Source organism: Cellulomonas persica, assembly GCF_007989825.1.
GTDB lineage: Bacteria > Actinomycetota > Actinomycetes > Actinomycetales > Cellulomonadaceae > Cellulomonas > Cellulomonas persica.
Map to the genome: position 1 here is coordinate 1 of NZ_BJUA01000012.1, position 24005 is coordinate 24005.

Genomic DNA, 24005 nt, shown 5'->3' on the forward strand with positions numbered 1-24005 from the left:
CGGCGACGAGCGTGAGGCACGCGATCGCGAGCGCGCCCCACAGGACGTTCTCCGGACGATCCCGCCCGACGACGACCAGCACGAGCCCGAACGCCGCCACCGATGCGGCCCACCCCGTGATGGCCCACGTGATGACGCGCCCCTGCCACACGACGCGCGCGAGCCCGCCGGACAGCAGGCCCGAGGTGACGGCGCCGACCGCGAGCGCGGCGGTGAGGATGCCGGTCGTCGTCGCGCCGCCACCGAGGTACCAGATGCCGACGGCGGGGAACACGACGCGCGGCATGGCCAGGACCATCGCGCACAGGTCGACGAGGAACGTCATGCGCACGTTCGGCTGGGTGCCGAGGTAGCGCAGGCCGTCGACGACCGAGCCGAGGCCGACGCGTGCGCGGCGGGTGTCCGAGGGCTCGGGCGGGACGGGAGGCAACCTGAACACGGCGACGAGCGCGGCGGTGAACAGCACCGCGTCGACCGTGTAGGCGAGCCCGAAGTCGATGGACGCGAGCGCGGCGCCGGCGAGCGGCCCCACCGTCAGCGCGGTCTGGAACCCGATGGCCTGCAGCGCGTTGGCGGCGGGCATGAGCCGCGGCTCGAGCAGGCGCGGGATGATCGCGGACCTCGCCGGGGAGTTCACGGCGTTGGCCGCGGACTGCACGGCCGTCAGGGCGTACAGCAGCCCGACGTGCTCGTTGCCGAACCAGCCCTGCACCGCGAGCACCATGATCGCGGCCCAGGACACGAGGCTCGCGACGAGTGCGACCTGCCGGCGGTCGTAGTGGTCCACGATCGCGCCGCCGTACAGCCCGAAGATCACGAGCGGGACGAACGCGAACATCCCGAGCACCCCGACGGACAGGGTCGAGCCGGTGATGTCGTAGACCTGCAGCCCGACCGCGACGACCGTCAGCTGCGTGCCGAGGTTCGAGACGGACAGCCCCCACCACAGCCTGCGGAACGCGGGACTGATCCGCAGGGGCGTCGTGTCGACGACGAGGGACCTCACCGCCTCACTGTAGGCGGCAGACAGTTGGGGACCGTCGCGGCGTCCGCCTCAGCCGGTGGCGGACGCCGCGACGGCGCCGGTCAGACGACCCGCAGGGTGCGGGCCGCCGAGCTCGAGCCGATGTTCGTCGTGCCCGCGTAGGTGACCTTCACCGTGTAGGTGCCCTTGATGCCGAGGGACTTCACGGTGACGGACGCGGCCCCGCCGGACAGCGGCGCGTAGATGGTGCGGCGCACCTTGCCGCCCTGGACGAGCTGGATCTTCGCCTTCCCGGTCGGGACGACGCCCGTCGTCGTGCGCACCTTGACCTTGAGGAGCGTCGAGCCGGTCTTCGCCTTGATGCTCGACTTGCCGAGGGTCGTCGTGATGCTCGAGCGCACCTTGGTGACCTTGGTGGTCCTCGTCGTCGACGACGACTTGACGGTCGAGCTGCCCGAGTACGCGGCGGTCACGCTGTAGGTGCCCACGGACAGGCGCGGCAGGGTCACGGTGGCGGCGCCGCTCGAGAGCGTCGCCTTCAGGGTGCGGACCACCTTGGTGCCCGTGCGGAGCGTGACGGTCGCGGTGCCCGTGACCTTCGTCGTCCCGGCGCTGACCTTGACCTTCACCGTGTGCGCCGCGCCGTACTGCACGGACGACGAGACCGTCACGGACGTCGACGACGTCGCCAGGACGACCTTCTTCGTCACGACGACCCGGTACGTCGCGGTCGTCGTGCCGTCCTGCGCCGTCACCGTGATGACGTAGCTGCCGTCCGACGCCCGTGGCGCGACGACGACGGTTGCCGCCGGGTCGCTCGCGACGGCTGCGACGACCGCCGTGCCGGTCGCGGTCTGCACGGCGTACTGCCGCACGCCGGGCGTGAACCCGGGCAGCGGCGTCCCGTCGACCGTGATCGACGCGAGCGTCGCGTCGCTGCGCAGCGCCACGGCGACCCCGGACGTGGTGCGCACCGAGACGTGCCCGTAGGCGTCGGTCGCGGTGATCTCCGCGGTCACGGTGCGCCCGGCGTCGGCGGCGCGGACGACGTACGTCGAGCCGGTCTGGCCCGCGACGAGCTCACCGTCGACGAACCAGCGGAACCCGGTCGCGGTCCACTCCGGGCCTGTCGGCGCGGCCGTGAGCGTCGAGCCGACGCGCGCGGTGCCGGTGAGCGTCGGCGTCATGACCGTCTGCGGCGTGACGTGCTTGAGCGTCGGCTGGATGCGCTGGAACAGCCCGTTCGCGCCGATGGTGATCTTGTCGATCTTCGTCTCGCGGTAGTACCCGGTGCGCTGACCGGCCGGGACGCTCTGCGCGAACCGGTGGTAGACGATGTACCAGTCGTCGGTGCCGGGGACGTTGAGGATCGACGAGTGGCCCGTCGCGTAGACGTCGAGCGCCGGGTCCTTGACGAGGATCTCGCCGCGGTAGATGTACGGGCCGGTGATCGACGTCGCGGTCGCGTAGCCGACGCGGTAGTTCTCGCTGCCGGTGTCGTCGATCGAGTACGTCAGGTGGTACGTGCCCTCGCGGTAGTTCATGAACAGGCCCTCGCGGAAGTTCGTCAGCCCGCCGATGGACATCGGGGACGTCTTGAGCGAGGTCATCGAGTCGTTGAGCTCGGCGTAGTACGGCGTGCCGTTGCCCCAGAACAGGTAGTACTTGCCGGTCCTCGGGTCCCGGAACGCCGCCGGGTCGATCTCCTGCCCGTTGCCGGTGCTCCCCTTGAGCATCGAGTCGCTCATCGCGGTGAACGGGCCCTCGGGGCTGTCGGCCACGGCGACACCGATGTTCTTGGCGTTGTCACCCGGGTGGTGGCCCGAGAAGTAGAAGTAGTACTTCCCGTCACGCTCGATGATCGTCGGCGCCCACGCATTGCCGGTCGCCCACGGCACGTTGCCGTTGTTGCCGTCGAGCGTCAGGAACGGCTCGGCCGCGCGGGTCCACGTGACGAGGTCCTTCGAGCTCCACGAGTAGAACGTGTTGCCGCCCCAGCCGGGCTTCCCGTCGCTCGTCGCGTAGATGTAGTACGTGTCGCCGAAGACCGCGACGTTCGGGTCGGCGTAGAAGTGCCCGCCGTCCGCGTCGACGAGCGCGGGGCCGTCGTTCGGCAGACGCGTCGGGACCTGGAACGACACCGCGGGAAGCGTGGTGCCGGCGCCCGTGCGATCGACGTACGTCGCCGTCGCCGTGACGTCGACGAGCTGGTCCTGCTCGGACTGAGGCCGCGTGATCGTGCCGTCCGGGGCGACGACGCCCTCGACGTCCGCCGTCCACGTGACACCCGGAGCACCCGGGAGCGCCGTGGTGACCTGCGTGCCGGCGACAGCCGCGACGTCCACCGCGAACGCGCCCGCGACGGTCGGGGCGTTCTCGAGGTACAGGTCCGCGACCTGCTCCGGGGTGAGCGCCTTGGCGTAGATGCGCGCCTGCGAGACCGCGCCGACGTACATCGAGTCCGCGCCGTAGGCCGAGCGGCCGATCGAGTTGAGCGTCTGCGTCGCGAGCTGCGCGGGCGTCACGACGAGGTCGTTCGTCGTCGTCGCGACCTGCTCGCCGTCCACGTACAGCGTGATCGTCGCCGGCGAGACCGAGCCGTCGATCGTCGCGGTGATGTTCGTCCACGTGCGCGCGGGGAACGCGGCCGGGTCCTCGGCGCTCTGCTCGGCCGTGTACGTGGTCGCCGTGATCTTGGTGCGCGCGTGCCCGTTGCCGGTGGTCGCGAACCAGTACCCCTGCGTGCCGGACCCACCGATGTTCCACAGGAAGTTGTTGCGACCCAGCGAGACCGGGTCGGCGCTCGTCTCGATCGAGACCGTCGCGCTGCGCGCACCCACGAGCAGGTTGCTCGGCAGCGACACGTAGCCGGTGCCGTTCAGGCGCAGGCCGTACCCGCCGAGCCAGGTCGCGTCGCCGACGACGGTCGCGTCCGCGCCGTTGCCCGACGCGTCGGCCGCGACGAACCCGCTCGTCTCGTCGAGCGCGTAGTGCGCCACGAGACGGTCCTCGCGCTGCGCGGGCACGGTGAGCTCGTACGTCGCGGACTCGGTCAGACCGCGCGTCGCGTAGCCCACCTGCAGCGTCACGTGCGCGTCGGGCTCGCCCGCGGCCGGTCGCACGACGACCCCGGTGTTGCTGATCACGGACGTGTCCGACGAGGTGAACGTGACCCCCGGCGGCAGCGCCACGCTGCGCGTCGCGCGGCCCGTCGCGCCCTCGACGCCGAGCGCGGCCTCGACCTGCGCGCGCTGCGCGGCGAGCGCCTCGACGGCCTGCTCGTCGGCGATCGCGTCGACCTCGGCGGGCGTCAGCGCGTCGGTGTAGACGCGCAGGTCGGCGACCTCGCCGGTGAAGTTCACGTCGTCGCTGTACGCCGAGCGCCCGAGGTAGTTGACCGCGTGGCTGCCGAACTGGGACGGCGTGACGGTGACGCCCGTGGCCTGCGCCGCCTGGACGCCGTCGACGTAGAGCGTCAGGGTCTGCGCGTCGGCGTCGAGGACGCTGGTCATGCTGTACCAGGTGTCCGCCGCGAGCGTCGTGCTGCTGTGCGCGTCCTTCTCGTTCTGCCAGTTGGTAGGCGTGATCTTGGTGCGTGCGCGGGTGGTGTGCACCGCGCCGAACCAGTAGCCGGTGCCGCCGCCGGACGGGCTCACGCCCACCCCGCCGAACGTCCAGACGAAGTTGTTGGCGAGGAACGCCGCCGCGTCCGCCTTCACCTCGACCGCGACGCTCGCGCTCGTCGCGCCGGCCAGCAGCGGCGGCAGGTTCACGTACGCGCTCGAGCTGAGCCGCAGACCGCGCTGACCCGGGACGACGGCCCCGACGACCGTCGCGTCCCGGTCGTTCCCGCTGACGTCCTGCACCGTCGACGAGCTGAGGTCGGCGAAGTCGTAGTGGGCCGCGAGGGCGTCGGTCGGGGGCGCGGCCGGATCGGCTGCGGTCGCGGGCACGGCGGGCGTCGCGAGCCCAGCGAGCACGAGGCCCGCGAGCGCGACCGCGCTCGTCGTGCGGGTGGCTGTCGGACGCATCGTCTTCCTCTCGTCGTGGCTGCGCGGTGGTGACGTCACCACCGCGCGGACCTCCGGGCGCTCACACGCAGCCCCAGAGGTGGGCCGCCCCGGAGGTGTGCGGCCCTCCGGGGCGGCCTGGCGGGTGGGGAACCCGCCCGTGAGCGCCGTCGTGCCGGACGCGAATCGGCGGGATCGCGTGCGTGGCGCTCGGGGTGTGGTCGTGCTGGTCCTTGGGGGTCCCGTGCTCCCTTGCACGGGGGTGCGACGTCGTCGGCGGCTGTGCCCGGCCGGCTCGACGCCGTCCGGTGGTCGCGATGTTAGCGCTCACACGTCACCGGGGGAAGCCCCTGCGCGCAACATTGCCGCGGTCGGGTGACCCCCGGCTGCGGGCGCGCGCGATGCGCGGACGACAACTAGGGTCGGGGGATTCGTAGGGATCGTCTTCAGGAGGTGTCAGGCGTGGGTACGAGAGTCGGGACGTTCGTGGTCGGAGTCGGCGTCGGCTACCTGCTGGCCACGCGCCGCGGGCGCGAGATCCTGGGCAAGGCGGGCGAGAAGGCCGGCGAGGCCTGGCGCCACCCCCGCGTGCAGGAGTACGTGCAGGACGTCGAGGAGCAGGCCAAGGAGTTCGCCAAGACCCAGGGTGGTGCGCTCAAGGACAAGGCGGTCGACGCCGTGCGGTCCGCCACCGGCAAGTCGGACGACGCCGAGCCGACCGTCGTCGTGGAGCCCGAGACCCGCTACGACATCTAGCGCACCTCGCTGACGGGATCGGCCGACCGGCCGCGGTCACCCGCGCGCCCGACGAGGACCGAGCACCGTGCGTGGTGCACGACCGCCGACGCCGTCGAGCCCATCACCGCACGGCGCAGACCGCTCAGCCCCCGGGTCCCCACGACGACGAGGTCCGGCTCGGCCTTCTCGATCATGCCGAGGATCGTCGGCCGCACGTCGAACGTCACGGTCATCGGCACCGCGCCGACGAGCAGCGTGCGCACCTGGCCCACGCCCGCGGCCCGCAGCTCGTGCGCGGCCTCGACCACCGCGGCACGCGTCCCGCCCTCCGGGGCGTCGACGCCGAGCACGGTCACCTCTGCCTCGCGTGCGAGCGGCAGCCCCGCGAACGTGCGCACCGCGTCGAGGGCATCCGGTGAGCCGTCGGCGCACACCAGCACCGACCGCACGGGCTCGGTCGAGCGGGCGATCACCACCGGGGCCAGCGGCCGGTGCCCGGAGACGAGCCACTCGGCGGTGCTGCCCAGGTGCAGCCGCTTGAGCAGCCCGGGACCGCGCGGGCCGATCACGAGCAGGTCGGCGTCCCGGTACCCGTCGAGCACCGTGCGCGGGTCGGCTTCCGCCAGGACGTGCTCGACGTCCGTGCCGGCCAGCTCGCGCAGGGGCACCGGCTGCCACGCGTGCGGTGCCGCGCGGTCACCGGGCGCACCGTCCTCGGTCGGGCGCGCGGTCACCGCGGTGACCCGCCAGCCCGGCCACGGCTGCGCCGCGACCCACCCCCACACGCCCGCGGCCGACTCCGTGCGGTCGTCACCGACCACCATCCACGGCCGGGCGCCGCGCGGGGTGCGCGTCGTCGCCTCGTCTGTCCTGGGCGTCGTCGTCGGGGTGCTCATGGCCGCCACTCCTCCACGGGAGCCGCGCCGCGGCAGTCGTCCGGTCGACGGCTCGGGGCCGCCGCGCGGGACTTGCTCTCCCTTCGGTTGTACCTCCGCGATGCGCCGCCGGATATGGGCCTTTCGGCCCGTCGTGAAGCCTCGCGTGGTGCGCTCTCGTCGTCGGGAGGACGCTGGGGCCATGCCCCTCGATCACGGCTACGGCGTCCTGGTCGGCACGCTCCTGTCGCACGAGCGCGACACCCCCGACAACCAGGGCCGGTGGTTCCACGTCAACCTGCGGGTGCAGACCGCCGCGGGCACCTACCGGTGCGCGGTCGACGTGGACTCCGCGAGCTCGGCGGTCGGGGTGCAATGGCGCACGTTCGGCGTCACGGCGCGTGACCTCGGGCCCGTGGCCACGTTGACGCCCGGCTTCCACGTCCTGGCGAGCACGCCGACGAGCGGCGCGGTCGACCTCATCCGGCACCCCGCGTTCCGGCCCCGCGGCGGCTGCCTGTTCGTGACCGCGCCACCCGCGTGGCTGCGGGCGCTCAACCAGTGGCTCATGAGCAACGCGTGGACAGCCGGGGACAACGTCGCCGCGGCCACCGCGCTCGAGTCGGTGCTCCAGGTCGGGTCGCGCACGCTCGTCTTCGGCGAGCCGTTCACGAGCGGGCTCGGCGTGCACAACATCCACCAGAACCAGGGCGACCCCGCCGGGTCGCAGTGGTGGGACGAGAACGGGACCTGGCAGGACGGCGCGACGCTCGTCCTGCGCCCCGACGGCGGCTACGCGGTGTTCGTCTCGAAGTTCACGTCCCAGGCGTCGACGACCGACGACGACGGCCACCCCCTGTGACGCACGCGGACCCGGCTCACGCGCCGACGTAGGTCGCCAGGTGCTGGCCCGTGAGCGTCGAGCGGTCCGCGACGAGCGCCGCGGGCGTGCCCTCGAACACGAGCCGACCGCCGTCGTGACCCGCGCCCGGCCCCAGGTCGATGATCCAGTCGGCGTGCGCCATGACCGCCTGGTGGTGCTCGATGACGATCACGGACTTGCCCGAGTCGACGAGCCGGTCGAGCAGCGCGAGGAGCTGCTCGACGTCCGCGAGGTGCAGGCCCGAGGTCGGCTCGTCGAGCACGTACACGCCGCCCTTGTCCCCCATGTGCGTCGCGAGCTTGAGGCGCTGGCGCTCGCCGCCGGACAGGGTCGTGAGCGGCTGGCCGAGCGAGAGGTAGCCGAGACCGACGTCGGCGAGCCGGTCGAGGATCGCGTGCGCGGCCGGCGTGCGCGCGTCGCCCGCGCCGAAGAACTCCTCGGCCTGCGCGACGGACATCGCCAGCACGTCCGCGATGTTCTGGCCGCCGAGCGTGTACTCGAGCACCGCGGCCTGGAACCGCCGCCCCTCGCACACCTCGCACGTCGTCGTGACGCCCGTCATCATCGCGAGGTCCGTGTAGATGACGCCCGCGCCGTTGCACGCGGGGCACGCGCCCTCGGAGTTCGCGCTGAACAGCGCGGGCTTGACGCCGTTCGCCTTCGCGAACGCCTTGCGGATGGGCTCGAGCAGTCCCGTGTACGTCGCGGGGTTGCTGCGGCGTGAGCCGCGGATCGCGGTCTGGTCGATCTCGACCACGTCCTCCCGTCGCGCGAGCGAGCCGTGGATGAGCGAGCTCTTGCCCGAGCCGGCGACACCCGTGACGACGACGAGCACGCCGAGCGGCACGTCGACGTCGACACCCCGCAGGTTGTGGGTGCTCGCGCCGCGGATCTCGATCGCGCCGTTCGGGGTGCGCACCGTGTCCTTGAGCCGGGCGCGGTCGTCGAGGTGCCGGCCCGTGAGCGTGCCGCTGGCCCGCAGCTCGTCGACCGTGCCCTCGAAGCACACCTGACCACCGGCCGTGCCTGCCCGGGGTCCGAGGTCGACCACGTGGTCGGCGATGACGATCGCCTCGGGCTTGTGCTCGACGACGAGCACCGTGTTGCCCTTGTCCCGCAGCTGCAGGAGCAGCTCGTTCATGCGCTGCACGTCGTGCGGGTGCAGGCCGATCGTCGGCTCGTCGAACACGTACGTCACGTCCGTGAGCGACGACCCCAGGTGCCGGACCATCTTGGTGCGCTGCGCCTCGCCGCCCGACAGCGTGCCGGCAGGCCGGTCGAGGCTGAGGTAGCCGAGCCCGATGTCGACGAACGAGTCGAGCGTCTCGGCCAACGACGTGAGCAGCGGCGCGACTGTCCCCCACGGGGTGGCGGAGCCATCCTTCCCGTGGGAGGTGCCCCCAGGCTTGTCGAGCCCGCGCACCCACTCCGCGAGGTCGCTGATCTGCATCGCGCACGCGTCCGCGATCGAGATGCCGGCGACCTTCGACGAGCGCGCCGCCTCGTTCAGGCGCGTGCCGTCGCACTCCGGGCAGGTCGTGAACGTGATCGCGCGGTCGACGAACGCCCGGATGTGCGGCTGCATCGCCTCGCGGTCCTTGGACAGGAACGACTTCTGGATGCGCGGGATCAGGCCCTCGTACGTGACGTTGATGCCCTCGACCTTGATGCGCGTCGGCTCCTTGTGCAGCAGGGCGTCGAGCTCGCGCTTGGTGAACGTCCCGATGGGCTTGTCGGGGTCGAAGAACCCGCACTCCCGGAAGATGCGCCCGTACCAGCCGTCCATCGTGTAGCCCGGGATGGTCAGCGCGCCCTCGTTGAGCGACTTGCTCGCGTCGAACAGCGCCGTCAGGTCGAAGTCCGTCACGCTGCCCATGCCCTCGCACCGCGGGCACATGCCGCCGATCTGGCTGAACTCGCGCCGCTCCTTGCGCGCGCCCGTGGGTCCCTCGATGGTGATCGCGCCCGCACCGCTCACCGACGGGATGTTGAACGCGTACGCCTGCGACGAGCCGATGTGCGGCTGCCCGAGCCGGCTGAACAGGATGCGCAGCTTGGCGTTGACGTCGGTGGCGGTGCCGACCGTCGAGCGCGAGTTCGCCCCCATGCGCTCCTGGTCGACGATGATCGCGGTGGTCAGGCCGTCGAGCAGGTCGACGTCCGGGCGCGGCAGGCTGGGCATGAACCCCTGCACGAACGCGCTGTACGTCTCGTTGATCATGCGCTGGGACTCGGCCGCGATCGTCGAGAACACCAGCGAGCTCTTGCCCGAGCCGGAGACCCCGGTGAACACCGTCAGACGCCGCTTGGGCAGGTCGATGCTGACGTCCTGCAGGTTGTTCTCGCGCGCGCCGCGCACCCGGATCAGGTCGTGGCTGTCGGCGGGGTGCCGCCCGTCAGCGCCACCGCGCGTCATCGCGTCCGTCGTCGTGGCTCGCGTCGTCATCGCTCGCGTTCTCCCTCGGTGCGCACGGCACGCGACGGAGGACCGGCCCGTCGCGCGCACGTGGGGCGTGCTCGTCCGGCCACGCTAGCGGTCGCGTCCGACACCTGTCGCGACCCCCCTCGTCCGGGCAGGGCGACCCGTGCCGACGGACGCGAGCAGCCCGCGGGGCTGCTGCTCGGGAGTCGCGCTGCCGTCAGGGGGCGAGCTGCGCGAGCGCCGCGCGCGCGACCGCGACGCGTCCCGCGGGGTCGGTCAGCCCGCGGTCACGCGCCCGCCGACGTGCCGAGCGCACGGGCGAGCGGCGCGTAGTGCCGGTGGACGGCGGCCTGGTAGGCGGCGACGTCGCCCGCCTCGGCCGCCTCGAGCATCTCGCGGTGCGCGTGGGCGGTCTGCGCGAGGTCGTCGGGCAGGCCCACGCCGAGGCGCGGCATGACGGCCGTGTGGACGTCCCAGAACGCACCGACGAGCGGCCCGACGATCGAGTTGCCCATCGTCGCGAGCAGCGCGGTGTGGAACTGCCGGTCGGCCTCCGCGAACGTCTCGCCGCGGTCGCTCGAGGCCTCCATGGACTCGACGAGGCGCCACAGCTCAGGGTTCGACGTGCCGCGCACGGCGTCGGCGAGCCGCTCGGCCATCGCGAGGTCGAGGGCCTCGCGGATCTCGATGATCTCGCGCAGGGCCTTGAGGTCGTCGCCGGGCAGCAGCGCGCCGCGGAAGACGAGGGTCTCGACCAGCGCGTCGAGCGACATCTGCCCGACGAACGTGCCGTGGCCGTGCCGCACCTCGGCGATCCCGAGCGTCGTGAGGGTCCGCACGGCCTCGCGGACGCTGGACCGCGAGACACCGAGCAGGTCGCACAGCTCGTTCTCGGTGGGGAGCGGGTCCCCCGGGTGCAGGTTCCTGGTGAGGATGAGCTCCTTGATCTGGGCGGCCGTCGCCGAGGAGCGCGAGGGCGCGACGCGTGCGTGCGCGCGGCCCGTCGCGGCTGCTGCCGTGGTGTCCACCATCTGCTTGACCCCTGTGTCGCCGGAAACCTCGAGTGCAGCGTACTACGTCAGACATCAGACGTCACGCGTCTGATCAACCGACCGTGGTCGTCATCGTCTCGCGTCCCGCACGCGCGCGGGGCCGGGGTTTCCACCCAGGCGCGCCACCTGCTCGAACGCGGCTACGACCGCCTCGTCTACGCCGAGCCAGCCGAGGTGGGGTTCGTGGCGCGCGTCGACGGCCGCCACGCGGGCGCGAGCGAGGTCGTCGGCTCACCCCTGCCCAGGGTGCGCATCACGGACGACGACACGCTCGACCCGCTCGTGCGCGACTGGGCCGCCGGGCCCGGCCGCACCGGGGTGTGCGCGTTCGACGACCGGACCGCGCTCGAGGTGCTCGCCGCTCTGCACCGCGCGGACGTCGACGTGCCGGGCCGCGTCGGGGTCGTCGGCGTCGACGACTCGTCTGCTGCGCCGTTCGCGTTCCCGTCGCTGTCGTCCGTGCGCCTCGACCTCGACACGCAGGCCCGTGACCTCGCACGACGCACGGTCCAAACCATCGACGGCGAGCCGTGGCAGGGCCTGCTGCTGCGCGACGACGGCGCGTGGGTGGTGGCCCGCTCGTCGACCTGACGCGCTCGTCGACCTGATCCGCTCGCCGTCCGAGGGGTCCGTCCGACCCACGGGAACGCGCTGCGGCTAGAGGTCGTCCGGGTCGTCGTGCCCGCGGTACTCGAACGAGCGCACGACCACCTCGCCGCTCTCCGCCACCAGGCCGACCATCCGCCCGGTGAACCCCGCCGCGACCTCGGTCGACAGGTAGCGGCCGTCGAGCCGCCCGAGCTCACGCCGCCCCGCCGCGCTCTCGACGCGCGCGACGACCTCGTCGGGACCCCGCTGGTAGCTGAACACCCCGAACGGCGACCTGCGGACCTCGATCTCGAGCAGCGCGTCCTCGTCCAGCGGCGCCTCACCCAGCACCGACGTGAGCGAGCCGACCCGTGCGATCGCGCGGACCGTCGAGCCGCTGACCTCGAGCGTCACCGCGTGCGTCGGGTCGAGCCGCAGCTCGAGCCCGCCGGTGCCGCCGTTCGCGTCGAGCCGCGCGTGCGCGACCATGCGCGTGTGCTCCTGGCGGCGTCCGACGAACGAGCGCCCGCCGGCCGCCGCGGTCAGCAGCCACGTGCCGTCGCCGGCGGGGCGCAGGACCTCGTCGGGGAAGACGTGCGCGCCCACCCACTCGCCGCCGAGCTCGTCGCCCAGGTGCTCACGCGCCGGGGCGATCTCGTCGGGCTCGATCGGTGTCGTCGGGACGGGCCACCCGTCACGCCACTCGATCTCGACGGCGTACGTCTCGCGGCCCAGCACGTGCCACGACGGGAAGTAGCCACGCGGCCGCACGGCCAGGAAGACCATCGCCCACGAGCCGTCGGGACGTTCCACGAGGTCGGCGTGCCCGGTGCTCTGCACGGGCGCCGGGGTGCTCCGCGCCGACAGGACGGGGTTGGTCGGGCACGGCTCCCACGGCCCGGACGGCGACGGACCGCGCGCGATCGTCTCCATGTGGCCGGCGGCCGTGCCCCCCTCGGCGGCGAGCAGGTACCAGAGGTCCCCGACCCGGTACAGGTGCGGCCCCTCGACGTGCGCGCCCCCGGTGCCCTCCCACACGAGCCGCGGCTCGGTGAGCAGCGCGCCCGTCGTCGGGTCGAGCTCCGCCTGACGCAGACCGGCGTCGCACCACGTGATGAGGCACCGACCCTCGTCGTCCCACGCGATGTCCGGGTCGATGCCGCCCGCACCCTCGATCCGCACGGGCTCGGACCACGGCCCCGCCGGGTCGTCCGCGGTGACCAGCAGGTGGCCCGGGCCGTCGGACACGTTCGTCGTGATCATCCAGAACCGGCCGTCGTGGTGCCGCAGCGTGGGCGCGTAGATGCCGCCCGACGGCGCCGCGTCCGCGACGCGCAGCTGCGACGGCCGCGACAGCGCGTGCCCGACGAGCGTCCACGTCACCAGGTCCTGCGACCGGAAGATCGGCACCCCTGGCGCGTACTCGAAGCTCGAGCACGCGAGGTAGTACGTCTCCCCCACGCGGCAGATCGACGGGTCGGGGTGGAACCCCGAGATCACAGGTCGCGTCGGCATCGGCACGACGCCGAGCCTCCCACGCTTCCGGCTGGGGAGAGAAACGCACGAATCCCGCGCCTCACTCCACCGACGACGCCCCGCACACGACGAGAGGCGCGGGCCTGGGCCGCTGCACCGTCGGGCGAGCGCACCGGGCGGGTCAGGGGGTGACCAGACGGCTCCGTAGCTCGACGACCTCGAAGTCCGGGGTGCTGGCCGTGGTGAACGCGGTGCCGTCGATGTCCCGCCACTTGTGCAGCGGATCGATGTCCACGCGGTAGCGGCCGGTCCACGTCGCGGTCAACGTGATGTGGGTGCGGGTCGGGGTCGTGTACGTGCGCGCGAGGTCGAAGTCCGGGTACGGGCGCCCGAGCTCCGCCGTGACGAGCGGCCGTGCGCCGTCGCCGAAGTCCCAGGTGAACGTCAGTGGCGTGGCCTCGACATCGATCCCGTAACCGAGCAGGTCCGTGCGGAACGTCTGCACGCCGCCCTCCGTGAACACGATCGTCGGCTTGTTGACCAGCACTTCACCCCCCGTCGGCTGCATGTGCGCGGGCGCAGGCGCGATCGACAGAAGCCGGAAGTCCTCCTCTGTCATCTCCGGCAGCAGGTGCTCGGGGCAGTGCCAGCCAACCTGCTTCCACCAGGTGACGTCGGAACGAAGACGCCGCCAGATGGGCTGCAGCGCCGCGCCGTCCTCGCACACCGGGGGGTCGTGCTGGATGGCAGACCCGCCCCAGCAGACCTCGTTCGATGTTCTGTCGATCTCAGGGAATCGGCTCCAGCACGGCAGGTCTCGCTTCCACTCGTACTCGCCTGCGTCTGGATTGCTTCGATACCGCGCCAGGCCGTCGGTGGCGTCTACCGCTCGGAGCCGGATGTCGCTCTCGTCGATCTCACCGCCGATGCTCGCGGTGACAGGGCTGGGCACGAGGGCGACGAGGAGCCAGGCGAGGACGACCGCGAACGCGGCCCGGTTGCTCCTCACGGTCAGCCGTTCGTCAGAGTCATCACGAACCACTCGCCGTCGTGCCACTTCACGTCCACCACATACGTGACGTCGGTCGAGCCCGGGTCCTCGCGCAGGACCGTGCCGTCGGCGCCGACGTCACGCGACGCGTCCTCAGAGATGGTGGTCCTGACGATGTAGTAGTCGTTGCTGAGCTCTTCGGCGACGGCCTCGTGCACGACGATCGCGCCGCCCTCCGACCGGACACCCTTCGCGTCATATCCCTGCAGTCGTTCGATCGTGCGGTTGCAGAACCCGCAGTCGTTGTACGAGATGTCGCGAAACGGCGTGAGGTTCCTGGTCACGACCGTGTAGGGGTAGAGCCGCACGAAGTACTCGGCGATCTCGGCCGCCGCCTTCTCGTCCGGCGCCTGGCTGAGCGCGGCAGGCGGCTCGGGCGCGACCGTGAGATCGATCGCACTGAAGTCGGGGAGCCCGGTCGCCGTCGCCGAGGGGGCGGGCGTCGGCAACGGGGAGGAGGTCGGAGGCGGCGAGGCTGTCGCTGTACCGTCCTGCGCCGGCGTCGTCGTCTGCGCCCCTCCCCCTTCACCCACGCATCCGGCAAGTGCGGCGGCGAACGTGAGCGCGAGTGCTACCCGTCGTGCAGGACCTAGGGCGCCGGGCGTGCGAGTGGCGTGGGCCGAAGACATGGCGGCAAGGTACCCAAATCGGACATGCGCACGGGGTCGATATCGCCGGGCTGTGGACGAGCGTCCGACCTGGAGCACCCCTCCGCGCATCGACGGCGTTCATCCAGCGGCCGTCGGTCCGCGTGCGGCGTGCGTGTGACGCGTGGGATTTGTCGGCGACAGCCGGGTCGTCGCGTGCCAGCATTCCTGGCGTTTCCCGGAGTCCGCCTGAGAGAGCCGCAGCCTGTGCGTGAGCCGTCGTCGTCCCGTCCTGCGCCGTTCAGCGCGTACACGACGCCCGAGTTCTGGGACGACCCGCACATCTCGGCGCAGATGCTCGCGCTGCACCTCGACCCCGACGCGGAGGCCGCGTCCCGGCCGCACGCGTTCGTCGACCGGTCGGTGGCATGGCTCGTCGACGAGCTCGGGCTGCGGCCGGGCGACCGGGTGCTCGACCTCGGGTGCGGGCCCGGCGTGTACGCGCACCGGCTCGCTCGGCGCGGGGTGCACGTCCTCGGCCTCGATGCTTCACGACGGTCCATCGAGCATGCACGCGCCGTCGCGGTCGCCGACGGGCTGCCCGCCGAGTTCGGCGTCGCGAACTACCTCGTCGACGACCTCGGCCGCGATCACGACGCGGCGATCTTTGTCTACGAGGACTTCTGCGCCATGAGCCCCGCGCAGCGTGGCGGGCTGCTGCGTCGGACGCACGACGCGCTGCGCCCGGGCGGCGCGTTCGTCATGGACGTCACCGCGGCGCCGAGGTTCGCGCTCGAACGCCCGGGCGAGCGGCACGAGCGCGACCTCGACGGCGGCTTCTGGGCGGAGCCGCCCTACGACGGGTCGCACGAGACGTGGACGTACCCCGAGCTGCGGCTCGTCCTCGACCGCTACACGATCACGAAGGACGGCCGCACGCGGCAGTTCTGGAACTGGTTGCACTGCCTGACGGTCGCGGAGGTGACCGACGAGCTGGTCGCCGCCGGTTTCGTCGTGCCGCAGGTCTACGGCGACGTCACGGGAGCGCCGTTCGACCCCGCGTCGCCCGTGTTCGCGGTCGTGACGCGGCGCCACTGACATGACACGACGCGCGCCGAGCGCATCCGTCCTCGCACGCCGACCGCCGCGCGGTGGGTGGAGAAACGCTCCCTCAGCGAGCGTTTCTCCACCCAAACCCCCTCGGCCGGGCGAGGGACCGGCGAGAGACCGGCGACGGCGGCGCCTGACCGTCCCGGGCGCGGCGTCAGCGGGAGGTGAAGGCGGCGTCGAAGGCGGCGGCGGGCGGGTCGAAGGCGTTGCGGCGGACGAAGTCCAGGGCCTCGGGGGCGCCGAGCAGGCGGTCCATGCCCGCGTCCTCCCACTCCACCGAGATCGGGCCGTCGTAGCCGATGGAGTTCAGTGCGCGGAACGCCGCCTCCCACGGCACGTCGCCGCGCCCGGTCGAGACGAAGTCCCAACCCCGGCGCAGGTCCGCCCACGGCAGGTGCGAGCCGAGCCGGCCGTTGCGACCGTTGCCGAGCCGGAGCTTCACGTCCTTGCAGTCCACGTGGTAGATCCGGTCACGGTGCTCGAGGATGAAGTCGACCGGGTCGAGGTCCTGCCACATGAAGTGGCTCGGGTCCCAGTTCAGACCGAACGCCTCCCGGTGGCCGATCGCCTCGAGCGTGCGCTGCGTCGTCCAGTAGTCGTACGCGATCTCCGACGGGTGCACCTCGTGCGCGAACCGCACCCCGACCTCGTCGTACACGTCGAGGATCGGGTTCCAGCGGTCGGCGAAGTCCTGGTAGCCGGCGTCGACCATCGCGGCCGACGCGGGCGGGAACATCGCGACGTACTTCCAGATCGACGAGCCCGTGAAGCCGACGACGGTCTTCACGCCCAGCTTCGCCGCGAGGCGCGCGGTGTGCTGCATCTCCTCCGCGGCGCGCTGCCGGACGCCCTCGGGGTCGCCGTCGCCCCACACCTGGTCGGACAGGATGTCGCGGTGCCGGGCGTCGATCGGGTCGTCGCACACGGCCTGGCCCTTGAGGTGGTTGGAGATCGCCCACACCTGGAGGCCGTGGCGCTCGAGGATCGCCAGGCGGTCGGCGACGTACGCGTCGTCGTCCCAGCGCCACGGGTCCAGGTGGTCGCCCCAGCAGGCGATCTCGAGGCCGTCGTAGCCCCAGCCGGACGCGAGACGCGCCACCTCCTCGAACGGCAGGTCGGCCCACTGGCCGGTGAACAGGGTGATGGGACGGGTCATCGTCAGGCCTCCTGCGTCGCGATCGGGGTCCACGTGCTGTCGGCTGCCGCCGAGCGTTCGACGGCGTCCAGGACGCGCTGCACCTGCAGCCCGTCGGCGAAGGTCGGGGCGGGGTGCTCGCCCGCGGCGATCCCCCGGACCAGGTCGACGGCCTGGTGCGTGAACGCGTGCTCGTACCCGAGCCCGTGGCCCGCGGGCCACCACGCCGCCACGTAGGCGTGCTCGGGCTCGGTCACGACGATCCGGCGGAACCCGGCGGTCGCCGCGGGGTCGGACGCGTCGAAGTAGTGCAGGACGTTCATGTCCTCGAAGTCGAACGCGAGCGAACCCGCCGACCCGTTGATCTCGAGCCGGATCGCGTTCTTGCGGCCGTACGCGAAGCGCGTCGCCTCGAACGTCGCCAGCCCCCCGCCGGACATGCGGGCCAGGAAGATCGCGGCGTCGTCGACGGTCACGGGTCCGGTCGCGCCGGAGGACGACGACGAGCCCGACAGCCCGGTGAACTCGTCAGCCACCGGACGCTCGTGGACGAACGTCTCGAGGATCGCGCTGACGCCCGTGACCTGCTCGCCCGTGATGAACTGCGCGAGGTCGACGACGTGCGCGCCGATGTCCCCGAGCGAGCCCGAACCGGCCTTCTGCTTGTCGAGCCGCCACGACAGCGGCACCGACGGGTCCGCGATCCAGTCCTGCAGGTACTGCGCGCGCACGTGCCGCACCTGCCCGATCCGGCCCTCGGCCACCAGCGTGCGCGCGAGCTGGATCGCCGGGACGCGGCGGTAGGTGAAGCCGACCATCGCGACCTGGCCGGGCGCCGCGGCGGCGGCCGCGGCCATCGCCTCGGCCTGCGCAACGGAGTTGGCGAGCGGCTTCTCGCACAGCACGTGCTTGCCGGCCGCGAGCGCCGCGAGCGCGATCTCCTCGTGCGTGTCGCCCGGGGTGCAGATGTCGACGAGGTCCACGTCGTCGCGCGCGACGAGCGTGCGCCAGTCGGTCGTGGTCTCGCGCCAGCCGAGGCGCGCGGCGGCGGCGCGCAGCGGGGCCTCGTGGCGCCCGGCGACGACCGCCATGTCGACCTCGAGCGGCAGGTCGAAGAACCGGGGCGCGGTGCGCCACGCGTGCGAGTGGGCGACGCCCATGAAGGCGTAGCCGACCATCCCGACGCGCAGGCGGGGTCGGTCGGTGCTGGGTGCGGTCACGGGATCTCCTCGGGAGCCGGGGTGGGGCGGCCGGGTCGCGACCGCCCCACCGGGAGCGTCAGGACTGGAAGGCCGTCGGCAGGTACTGGTCGACGTTCTCCTTGGTCACGACCGGCGCGTACAGCTGGATCGTGCGGGGCACCTCGACCTCCACCAGGTCGCTCATCGACTTGCCCTGCACGAGCAGCCGCGCGAGCTTGATGCCGTCGGCCGCCTGCGTGGACGGGTAGATGACCGTGGCCTTCAGGACGCTGTCGTCGGCCTTGATGGCCTCCATGACGTTCTTCGACCCGGCGCCGCCGACCATGAAGAACTCGTCACGGTTCGCGGCCTCGATCGCCGCCATGACGCCCACGCCCTGGTCGTCGTCGTGGTTCCAGATCGCGTCGAGCTGAGGTGCGGCCTGCAGCAGGTTCGCCGCCGCGGCCTCGCCGCCCTGGACGGTGAAGTCCGCCGCGACGCGGTTCGAGACGCTCAGCCCGCACTCGCCGAGCGCGTCGGCGAACCCGCGGCTGCGGTCCTGCGTGAGCGGCAGCGAGTCGATGCCGGCGATCTCGGCGACCTTCGCGTCGGCCTTGCCGCCGAGCTCGTCGCAGATGAACCGGCCGGCGCTGATCCCCATGCCGTAGTTGTCGCCGAGCACCGTCGTGCGGGCGGCCGTCGGGTCGTCGAACTCGCGGTCCACGTTCACGACGACGATGCCGGCCTTCATGGCCTTGATCGCCACCTCGGTCAGCGCGGCGCCGTCGAACGGCAGCAGGACGATCGCGTCGACCTTGTCGTTGATGAACTGCTCGATCTGGCTGATCTGCAGGTTCACGTCGTTCGTGCCGTCGGCGACCTTGAGGTCGATGTCGTCGTACTGCGCGGCCAGGTCCTTGGCGGACTTGGTGATCGAGCCCATCCAGCCGTGGTCGGCGGCCGGGGCGGAGAACCCGATGGTGACGGTGTCACCCGGCTCGTCGTTCTCGCCGCCCGGCACCTGGGCGGCCTGCGTGGCCTCGTCGTCGGACTCCTGCGGCTCGTTGGACGTACAGCCGGCCACCAGCAGCGACGCGGCGGCCAGCGCCCCGGCGGCGGCGAGCCAGCGACGGCTCGGGCGTGCGGACATGGCGATCCTCCTTGATCGGTGGTGCACGAGGGGTGCGTCGGGCGGGAGCCGGCGCGGGAGACGGGGACGCCGCGGGGCGGCGGGTGTGTGGCGGGGCTAGGTGCCCGCGCGGGAGCGGTCCGCGAGCCGCTGCTGCAGCAGCACGGCGCCGACGATGATCGCGCCCTTGAACACGGACTGGGCGGAGATCGACAGGTTGTTCTGCGTGAACACGTTGGTCAGCGTGGTGAAGATCAGGACGCCCAGGACGGTGCCGACGATGCTGCCGCGCCCGCCTGCCAGCAGGGTGCCGCCGACGACGACGGCCGCGATCGCGTCGAGCTCGTAGAGCATGCCGTTGGTCGAGCTGCCCGCCGTGGTGCGGCCGAGCATCATGACGCCCGCGATGCCCGCGGCCAGGCCCGACAGCGCGAACAGGTACATGGTGTGGCGCTGCACCTTGATGCCCGCGAGGCGTGCGGCCTCGGCGTTGCCGCCGACGGCGACCGTGCGACGCCCGAACGTCGTGCGGTTGAGCAGGACCCACCCGGCGACGGACACCACGGCGAAGATCCAGACGAGCATCGGCACGCCCAGCGGGTCGGCCCGGAAGAAGTCGAGGAAGTCTCGCACGCGGACCACCTGCGTCTGGCGGTTCGCGATGACCTCGGCCAGGCCGCGCGCGGCGACCATCATGGCGAGCGTCGCGATGAACGAGACGACCTTGCCGTAGGCGACGAGGATCCCGTTGATCAGGCCCGCTCCCACGCCGACGCCGAGCGCGACCAGCGCCATGACGATCCAGTGCGAGTCCTGGGCCATCGTCTGCGTCGCGAGGGTCGAGGCCCACACGGAGGCCAGGCCGAGCACCGAGCCGACCGACAGGTCGATCCCGCCGCCCGTGATGACGAACGTCATGCCGATCGACAGCACGCCGAGCACCGAGGCGAGCCGCAGGATCGTCAGGAGGTTGTCGACCGTGGCGAACCGGTCGCCCGCGGTGATGATCCCGACGAGGCAGATCGCGACGAGCGCGATGACGAGCCCGAGGTTGCGGCCCGCCGGGCCGTGCAGCAGCCCGCGTCGGCGACGCGGCTGCGCCGCCGGCGGCGCCACGACACCACCCTCGGCCGGGCTGCCCGGTGCGGAGCTGCCCGGGGCCGGCGCGTCGCTCGCGACGTGCTCGCTCATGCGGCACTTCCTTCCATGACGAGGTCGAGCACCCGGTGCTCGTCGATGTCGGCGGCGGGTCCCGTGTGGACCACGCGCCCTTCGGAGACGACGAGCACGCGGTCGGCGAGGCCGAGCACCTCGTCGATCTCGCTCGAGACGACGACCACCGCGGCACCCGCAGCGGTGAGCTCGGCGACGAGCGCGTAGATCTCCGCGCGGGCGCCGACGTCGACGCCGCGCGTGGGCTCGTCGAGCAGGAGCACGCGGCAGCCGTGCACGAGCCAGCGTGCGAGGACGATCTTCTGCTGGTTGCCGCCCGAGAGCGTGCGCGCGGTCCGCGTCACGTCGGCAGGACGCACCTCGAGGGCCGCGACCTGGGCGCGCGCCTGCTCGCGCTCCGCGTTCTCGTCGAGCATCCCGCCGCGCGCGGTGCGCGCGAACGTCGAGAGGGTGACGTTGCGGTAGACCGGCTCGTCGAGCAGCAGCCCCTGGCTCTTGCGCTCCTCGGGGCACAGCCCGATCCCTGCGGCGACCGCGTCGGCGACCGAGCCGGGCCGGACGCGGCGCTCTGCGACCCGCACGGTGCCGCTCGTCGCGCGACGGGCGCCGAAGACCGTCTCGAGGATCTCCGAGCGCCCGGACCCGACGAGCCCCGCGAGGCCGACGACCTCGCCCGCGCGCACCTGGAACGAGACGCCCTCGAACTCACCGCGCAGCGCGAGGTCCGCGACGTCGAGCACCACGGGCGCGTCGGGGGCGACGGGCGTGCGGCGCGGGATCGCGTACTCGACCGTGCGACCGGTCATGAGCCGGATGAGGTCGGGCGTCGGGGTGGTCGCGGGCAGGCCGGTGGCGACGGTCCGGCCGTCCTTGAGGACCGTGATGCGGTCCCCGATCTGGCGGATCTCCTCGAGCCGGTGGGAGATGTAGACGACCGAGACGCCCTGGGCGGTCAGGTCGCGCACGACCCGGAACAGGTTCGCGACCTCCTCGGAGTCGAGGACCGCCGAGGGCTCGTCCATCACGATGACGCGCGCGTCGTGCGACAGGGCCCGCGCCATGCTGACGATCTGCTTGCCCGCCGCCGACAGGCGGCCGACCTCGCGGTGCGCCGGGATCGACGCGTGGCCGAGGCGTGCCATGAGCTCGCGTGTGTGCTGGGCGACCGCGCGGCGGCGCGTGAACCCGCCGCTGGACAGCTCGTGGCCCAGGTAGATGTTCTCGGCGACCGACAGCCCGTCGACCACGTCGAGCTCCTGGTACATCGTCGCGATCCCCAGGCGCAGCCCGGCGACCGGGTCGGCGATGGTGACGGGTTCGCCGTCGACGACGATCTCGCCCGCGTCCGGCTGGTGCGCGCCAGCGAGCACCTTGATGAGCGTGGACTTGCCCGCGCCGTTCTGGCCGAGCAGGCAGTGCACCTCCCCCGCGCGCACCTCGAGGTCCACGCCGTCCAGAGCGCGGGCGCCCGGGAACTGCTTGACGATGCCGCGCATGACGAGCAGCGGGGTGTCACTGCGTGGCTCGGGCCCGCGCGGCTCGGGTCGCGGCGCTGCGTCCGATGTGCCCGCCGTGCGGCGGTCTGCGTCGACCATGCGGACGAAGTTAGGGATACTTCTGTCGCGGGTCAAGCAAAAGTTGTCTACTAGAGCGCACCGTTACACGATCGCGACGCGCGAAAGCGGCGGGCTTGACCCTCGGACCGGGGACGAACGTGCCGCCGACCTGCCGAAACGGAGTGGTTCACTGTGCGCATGGAGGAGCTGACGCGCGTCGCGCCGCGTCCGAGCGGGACCGGCGAGCTGTTCCAGCTCCTACGCGACGGCCGCCCCCGGACCCGCTCCGACCTCGCGACAGCGACGGGCCAGTCCCGCTCGACCATCGCGACGCGCGTCGACCTGCTGCTCGCCTCGGGCCTGGTCAGCCCCGCGGGCGAGGCGTCGTCGACCGGCGGCCGACCGCCCGCGACGTTCGCGTTCAACCCCGCCGCACGCGTCGTCCTCGCGGTCGACCTGGGCGCGACGCACGCGCGGCTTGCCGTGACCGACCTGGCCGGCAGGGTCCTGGCCGAGCACGGCGAGCAGATCGCGATCGGCCACGGGCCGCGCGTGGTCCTCGACCGGGTCGTCGAGATCGGGCGCGGTCTGCTCGCGACGGCCGGGCGGCCGACGAGCGACCTCGTCAGCGTCGGGGTCGGCCTGCCCGGACCCGTCGACCACGCCACGGGCCGCCCCACGAACCCGCCGATCATGCCCGGCTGGGACGACGCCGACGTGCCCGGGATCCTCACGTCCCGCCTGCACGTGCCGGTGCTGGTCGACAACGACGTCAACCTCATGGCGCTCGGCGAGCACACGTCGCAATGGCGCGGCGTGGACCACCTGCTCTACGTCAAGGTCGCGACCGGGATCGGCGCCGGGATCATCTCCGACGGCGCGCTGCGACGCGGGGCCCAGGGCGCCGCGGGCGACCTCGGGCACGTCGCCGTGCCCGGCGGCCAGGAGCGCCCGTGCCGCTGCGGCAACACCGGCTGCCTCGAGGCGGTCGCGAGCGGACCGGCGATCGCGTCCGACCTCACCGCGCGCGGCCTGGCGGCGACGACGAGCGCCGACGTGGTCACGCTCGTGCGCGCCGGGGACCTGACCGCGAGCCACGCGGTGCGCGAGGCCGGACGCAGCATCGGGGGCGTGCTGGCCGCGTGCGTGAGCCTGCTCAACCCGTCGGTCATCGTCGTCGGCGGTCAGGTGGCCGAGGCCGGCGAGCACCTGATCGCGGGCATCCGCGAGGTCGTCTACCGCCGGTCGCTGCCGCTCGCGACGCAGCACCTGCGCATCGTCGCGACCCGTACCGGCGCGGAGGCGGGCGTGCTCGGAGCGTCCGCGATGGCGGCCGAGCACGTGCTCTCGGCCGCCGCGATCGACGCCCTCATCGCCTGACCGTCGTCGGGTCCCGACGACCGTTCCCGAGGGACGTCCGACGCCGCCTCGTCGTCATATACACCGTGTGTATACGTGCTGTGTATAGTCAAGCCCGTGAGCATCGCACCCGCCCTCCTCGGGCTCCTGCAGACCGGACCCCGGCACGGCTACGACCTCAAGCGCGCGTACGACGAGCGCTTCGGTCATGACCGTCCGCTCGCCTACGGCCAGGTCTACGCGACCATGGCGCGCCTGCTGAAGAACGGGCTCGTCGAGGTCGAGATGGAGCCCGGCGACGGCCCCGACCGCAAGCGCTACGCGATCACCGACGCGGGCGTCAGCGACGTCGAGCAGTGGCTGTCCCGCGCGGAGAAGCCCGAGCCGTACCTGCAGAGCACGCTCTACACGAAGGTCGTGCTCGCGCTGCTCACCGGGCACGACCCGGCCGACGTGCTCGACACGCAGCGCGCCGAGCACCTGCGCCTCATGCGCGAGCTCACGCGCCGCAAGACCGAGGGCGACCTCGCCGACCAGCTCGTGTGCGACCACGCCCTGTTCCACCTCGAGGCGGACCTGCGCTGGCTCGAGCTCACCGCCGCGCGCCTCGACCAGCTCGCGGCATCGGTGCACGCATGACGCGTCTGCGCATGACCCGCGTGACCCACCCGGCCGCCCGCGCCCTGCCGACCCGC

Annotated in this window: 19 protein-coding genes; 6 read left to right on the forward strand and 13 right to left on the reverse strand. The window is 72.5% G+C overall.

From position 1 onward, the window contains the following. Together CPE01_RS12230 and CPE01_RS12235 are read right to left on the reverse strand one after the other, a co-directional pair. On the reverse strand, positions 1 to 1006 hold a 1006-nt coding region (locus tag CPE01_RS12230), incomplete at its 3' end, for an MFS transporter (RefSeq protein ID WP_146807106.1). 80 nt (positions 1007 to 1086) lie between these two features. Further along, positions 1087 to 5016 (reverse strand): family 43 glycosylhydrolase, encoded by a 3930-nt coding sequence (locus CPE01_RS12235; RefSeq protein ID WP_146807107.1) that lies wholly within the window; start codon positions 5014 to 5016, stop codon positions 1087 to 1089. Positions 5017 to 5457: 441 nt separating this feature from the next. Between CPE01_RS12235 and CPE01_RS12240 the strand changes: the two genes are divergently transcribed. Continuing rightward, positions 5458 to 5751, forward strand: a complete 294-nt coding sequence (locus CPE01_RS12240) for a YtxH domain-containing protein (RefSeq protein WP_146807108.1) — start codon at positions 5458 to 5460, stop codon at positions 5749 to 5751. On the opposite strand, the gene CPE01_RS12245 is transcribed toward CPE01_RS12240, so the two are convergent. After that, positions 5748 to 6629, reverse strand: a complete 882-nt coding sequence (locus tag CPE01_RS12245; RefSeq protein ID WP_186811525.1) for a universal stress protein — start codon at positions 6627 to 6629, stop codon at positions 5748 to 5750. The two genes, CPE01_RS12240 and CPE01_RS12245, sit on opposite strands and share 4 nt — an antisense overlap. A 181-nt stretch (positions 6630 to 6810) precedes the next feature. Between CPE01_RS12245 and CPE01_RS12250 the strand changes: the two genes are divergently transcribed. Next, positions 6811 to 7470, forward strand: a complete 660-nt coding sequence (locus CPE01_RS12250) for a DUF2278 family protein (protein ID WP_146807110.1) — start codon at positions 6811 to 6813, stop codon at positions 7468 to 7470. 16 nt (positions 7471 to 7486) lie between these two features. Here the strand turns inward: CPE01_RS12250 and CPE01_RS12255 are convergent, their stop codons facing one another. Continuing rightward, entirely contained in the window at positions 7487 to 9937 is a 2451-nt protein-coding gene (locus CPE01_RS12255; RefSeq protein WP_146807111.1) for an ATP-binding cassette domain-containing protein, read from the reverse strand. A 263-nt stretch (positions 9938 to 10200) separates the two neighbouring features. After that, positions 10201 to 10944 (reverse strand): FadR/GntR family transcriptional regulator, encoded by a 744-nt coding sequence (locus CPE01_RS12260; RefSeq protein ID WP_146807112.1) that lies wholly within the window; start codon positions 10942 to 10944, stop codon positions 10201 to 10203. Between CPE01_RS12260 and CPE01_RS16920 the strand changes: the two genes are divergently transcribed. After that, on the forward strand, positions 10903 to 11556 hold the full coding sequence (locus CPE01_RS16920; protein WP_186811526.1) for a substrate-binding domain-containing protein: 654 nt from the start codon (positions 10903 to 10905) through the stop codon (positions 11554 to 11556). The two genes, CPE01_RS12260 and CPE01_RS16920, sit on opposite strands and share 42 nt — an antisense overlap. 66 nt (positions 11557 to 11622) lie before the next feature. On the opposite strand, the gene CPE01_RS12270 is transcribed toward CPE01_RS16920, so the two are convergent. From CPE01_RS12270 to CPE01_RS12280, 3 genes are all read right to left on the reverse strand, one after another. Then, entirely contained in the window at positions 11623 to 13068 is a 1446-nt protein-coding gene (locus CPE01_RS12270; protein WP_146807114.1) for a glycoside hydrolase family 43 protein, read from the reverse strand. Positions 13069 to 13210: 142 nt separating this feature from the next. Continuing rightward, positions 13211 to 14038 (reverse strand): hypothetical protein, encoded by an 828-nt coding sequence (locus CPE01_RS12275; RefSeq protein WP_146807115.1) that lies wholly within the window; start codon positions 14036 to 14038, stop codon positions 13211 to 13213. Between the two features lie 2 nt (positions 14039 to 14040). After that, complete coding sequence (locus tag CPE01_RS12280; RefSeq protein WP_146807116.1) at positions 14041 to 14529, reverse strand: DUF6318 family protein; 489 nt, start codon at positions 14527 to 14529, stop codon at positions 14041 to 14043. A gap of 405 nt (positions 14530 to 14934) precedes the next feature. Here CPE01_RS12280 and CPE01_RS12285 point away from each other — a divergent pair, with 405 nt between their 5' ends. Then, on the forward strand, positions 14935 to 15765 hold the full coding sequence (locus CPE01_RS12285) for an SAM-dependent methyltransferase (RefSeq protein ID WP_246783911.1): 831 nt from the start codon (positions 14935 to 14937) through the stop codon (positions 15763 to 15765). 166 nt (positions 15766 to 15931) lie between these two features. Here CPE01_RS12285 and CPE01_RS12290 read toward each other — a convergent pair whose 3' ends face one another. The 5 genes from CPE01_RS12290 to CPE01_RS12310 all read right to left on the reverse strand — a co-directional run bounded on the left by CPE01_RS12290 (position 15932) and on the right by CPE01_RS12310 (position 21891). Beyond that, the gene (locus CPE01_RS12290) at positions 15932 to 16933 is read right to left on the reverse strand and encodes a sugar phosphate isomerase/epimerase family protein (protein WP_146807117.1); all 1002 of its coding nucleotides are present in this window, start codon (positions 16931 to 16933) and stop codon (positions 15932 to 15934) included. 2 nt (positions 16934 to 16935) lie between these two features. Beyond that, on the reverse strand, positions 16936 to 18090 hold the full coding sequence (locus CPE01_RS12295; protein ID WP_146807172.1) for a Gfo/Idh/MocA family protein: 1155 nt from the start codon (positions 18088 to 18090) through the stop codon (positions 16936 to 16938). Positions 18091 to 18190: 100 nt separating this feature from the next. Then, the gene (locus CPE01_RS12300; protein WP_146807118.1) at positions 18191 to 19243 is read right to left on the reverse strand and encodes a substrate-binding domain-containing protein; all 1053 of its coding nucleotides are present in this window, start codon (positions 19241 to 19243) and stop codon (positions 18191 to 18193) included. Between the two features lie 96 nt (positions 19244 to 19339). Continuing rightward, positions 19340 to 20413 carry an ABC transporter permease gene (locus tag CPE01_RS12305; RefSeq protein ID WP_146807119.1) on the reverse strand — a complete coding sequence of 358 codons (1074 nt, stop codon included), beginning with the start codon at positions 20411 to 20413 and terminating at the stop codon, positions 19340 to 19342. After that, complete coding sequence (locus CPE01_RS12310; RefSeq protein ID WP_246783926.1) at positions 20410 to 21891, reverse strand: sugar ABC transporter ATP-binding protein; 1482 nt, start codon at positions 21889 to 21891, stop codon at positions 20410 to 20412. Before CPE01_RS12310 ends, CPE01_RS12305 begins: the two co-directional genes overlap by 4 nt. 258 nt (positions 21892 to 22149) lie before the next feature. Between CPE01_RS12310 and CPE01_RS12315 the strand changes: the two genes are divergently transcribed. Together CPE01_RS12315 and CPE01_RS12320 are read left to right on the forward strand one after the other, a co-directional pair. Continuing rightward, a complete protein-coding gene (locus tag CPE01_RS12315; RefSeq protein ID WP_146807120.1) occupies positions 22150 to 23331 on the forward strand; it encodes an ROK family transcriptional regulator in 1182 nt (393 codons plus the stop codon). Positions 23332 to 23427: 96 nt separating this feature from the next. Further along, entirely contained in the window at positions 23428 to 23949 is a 522-nt protein-coding gene (locus CPE01_RS12320; protein WP_146807121.1) for a PadR family transcriptional regulator, read from the forward strand. The last annotated feature ends 56 nt before the right edge of the window (positions 23950 to 24005 follow it).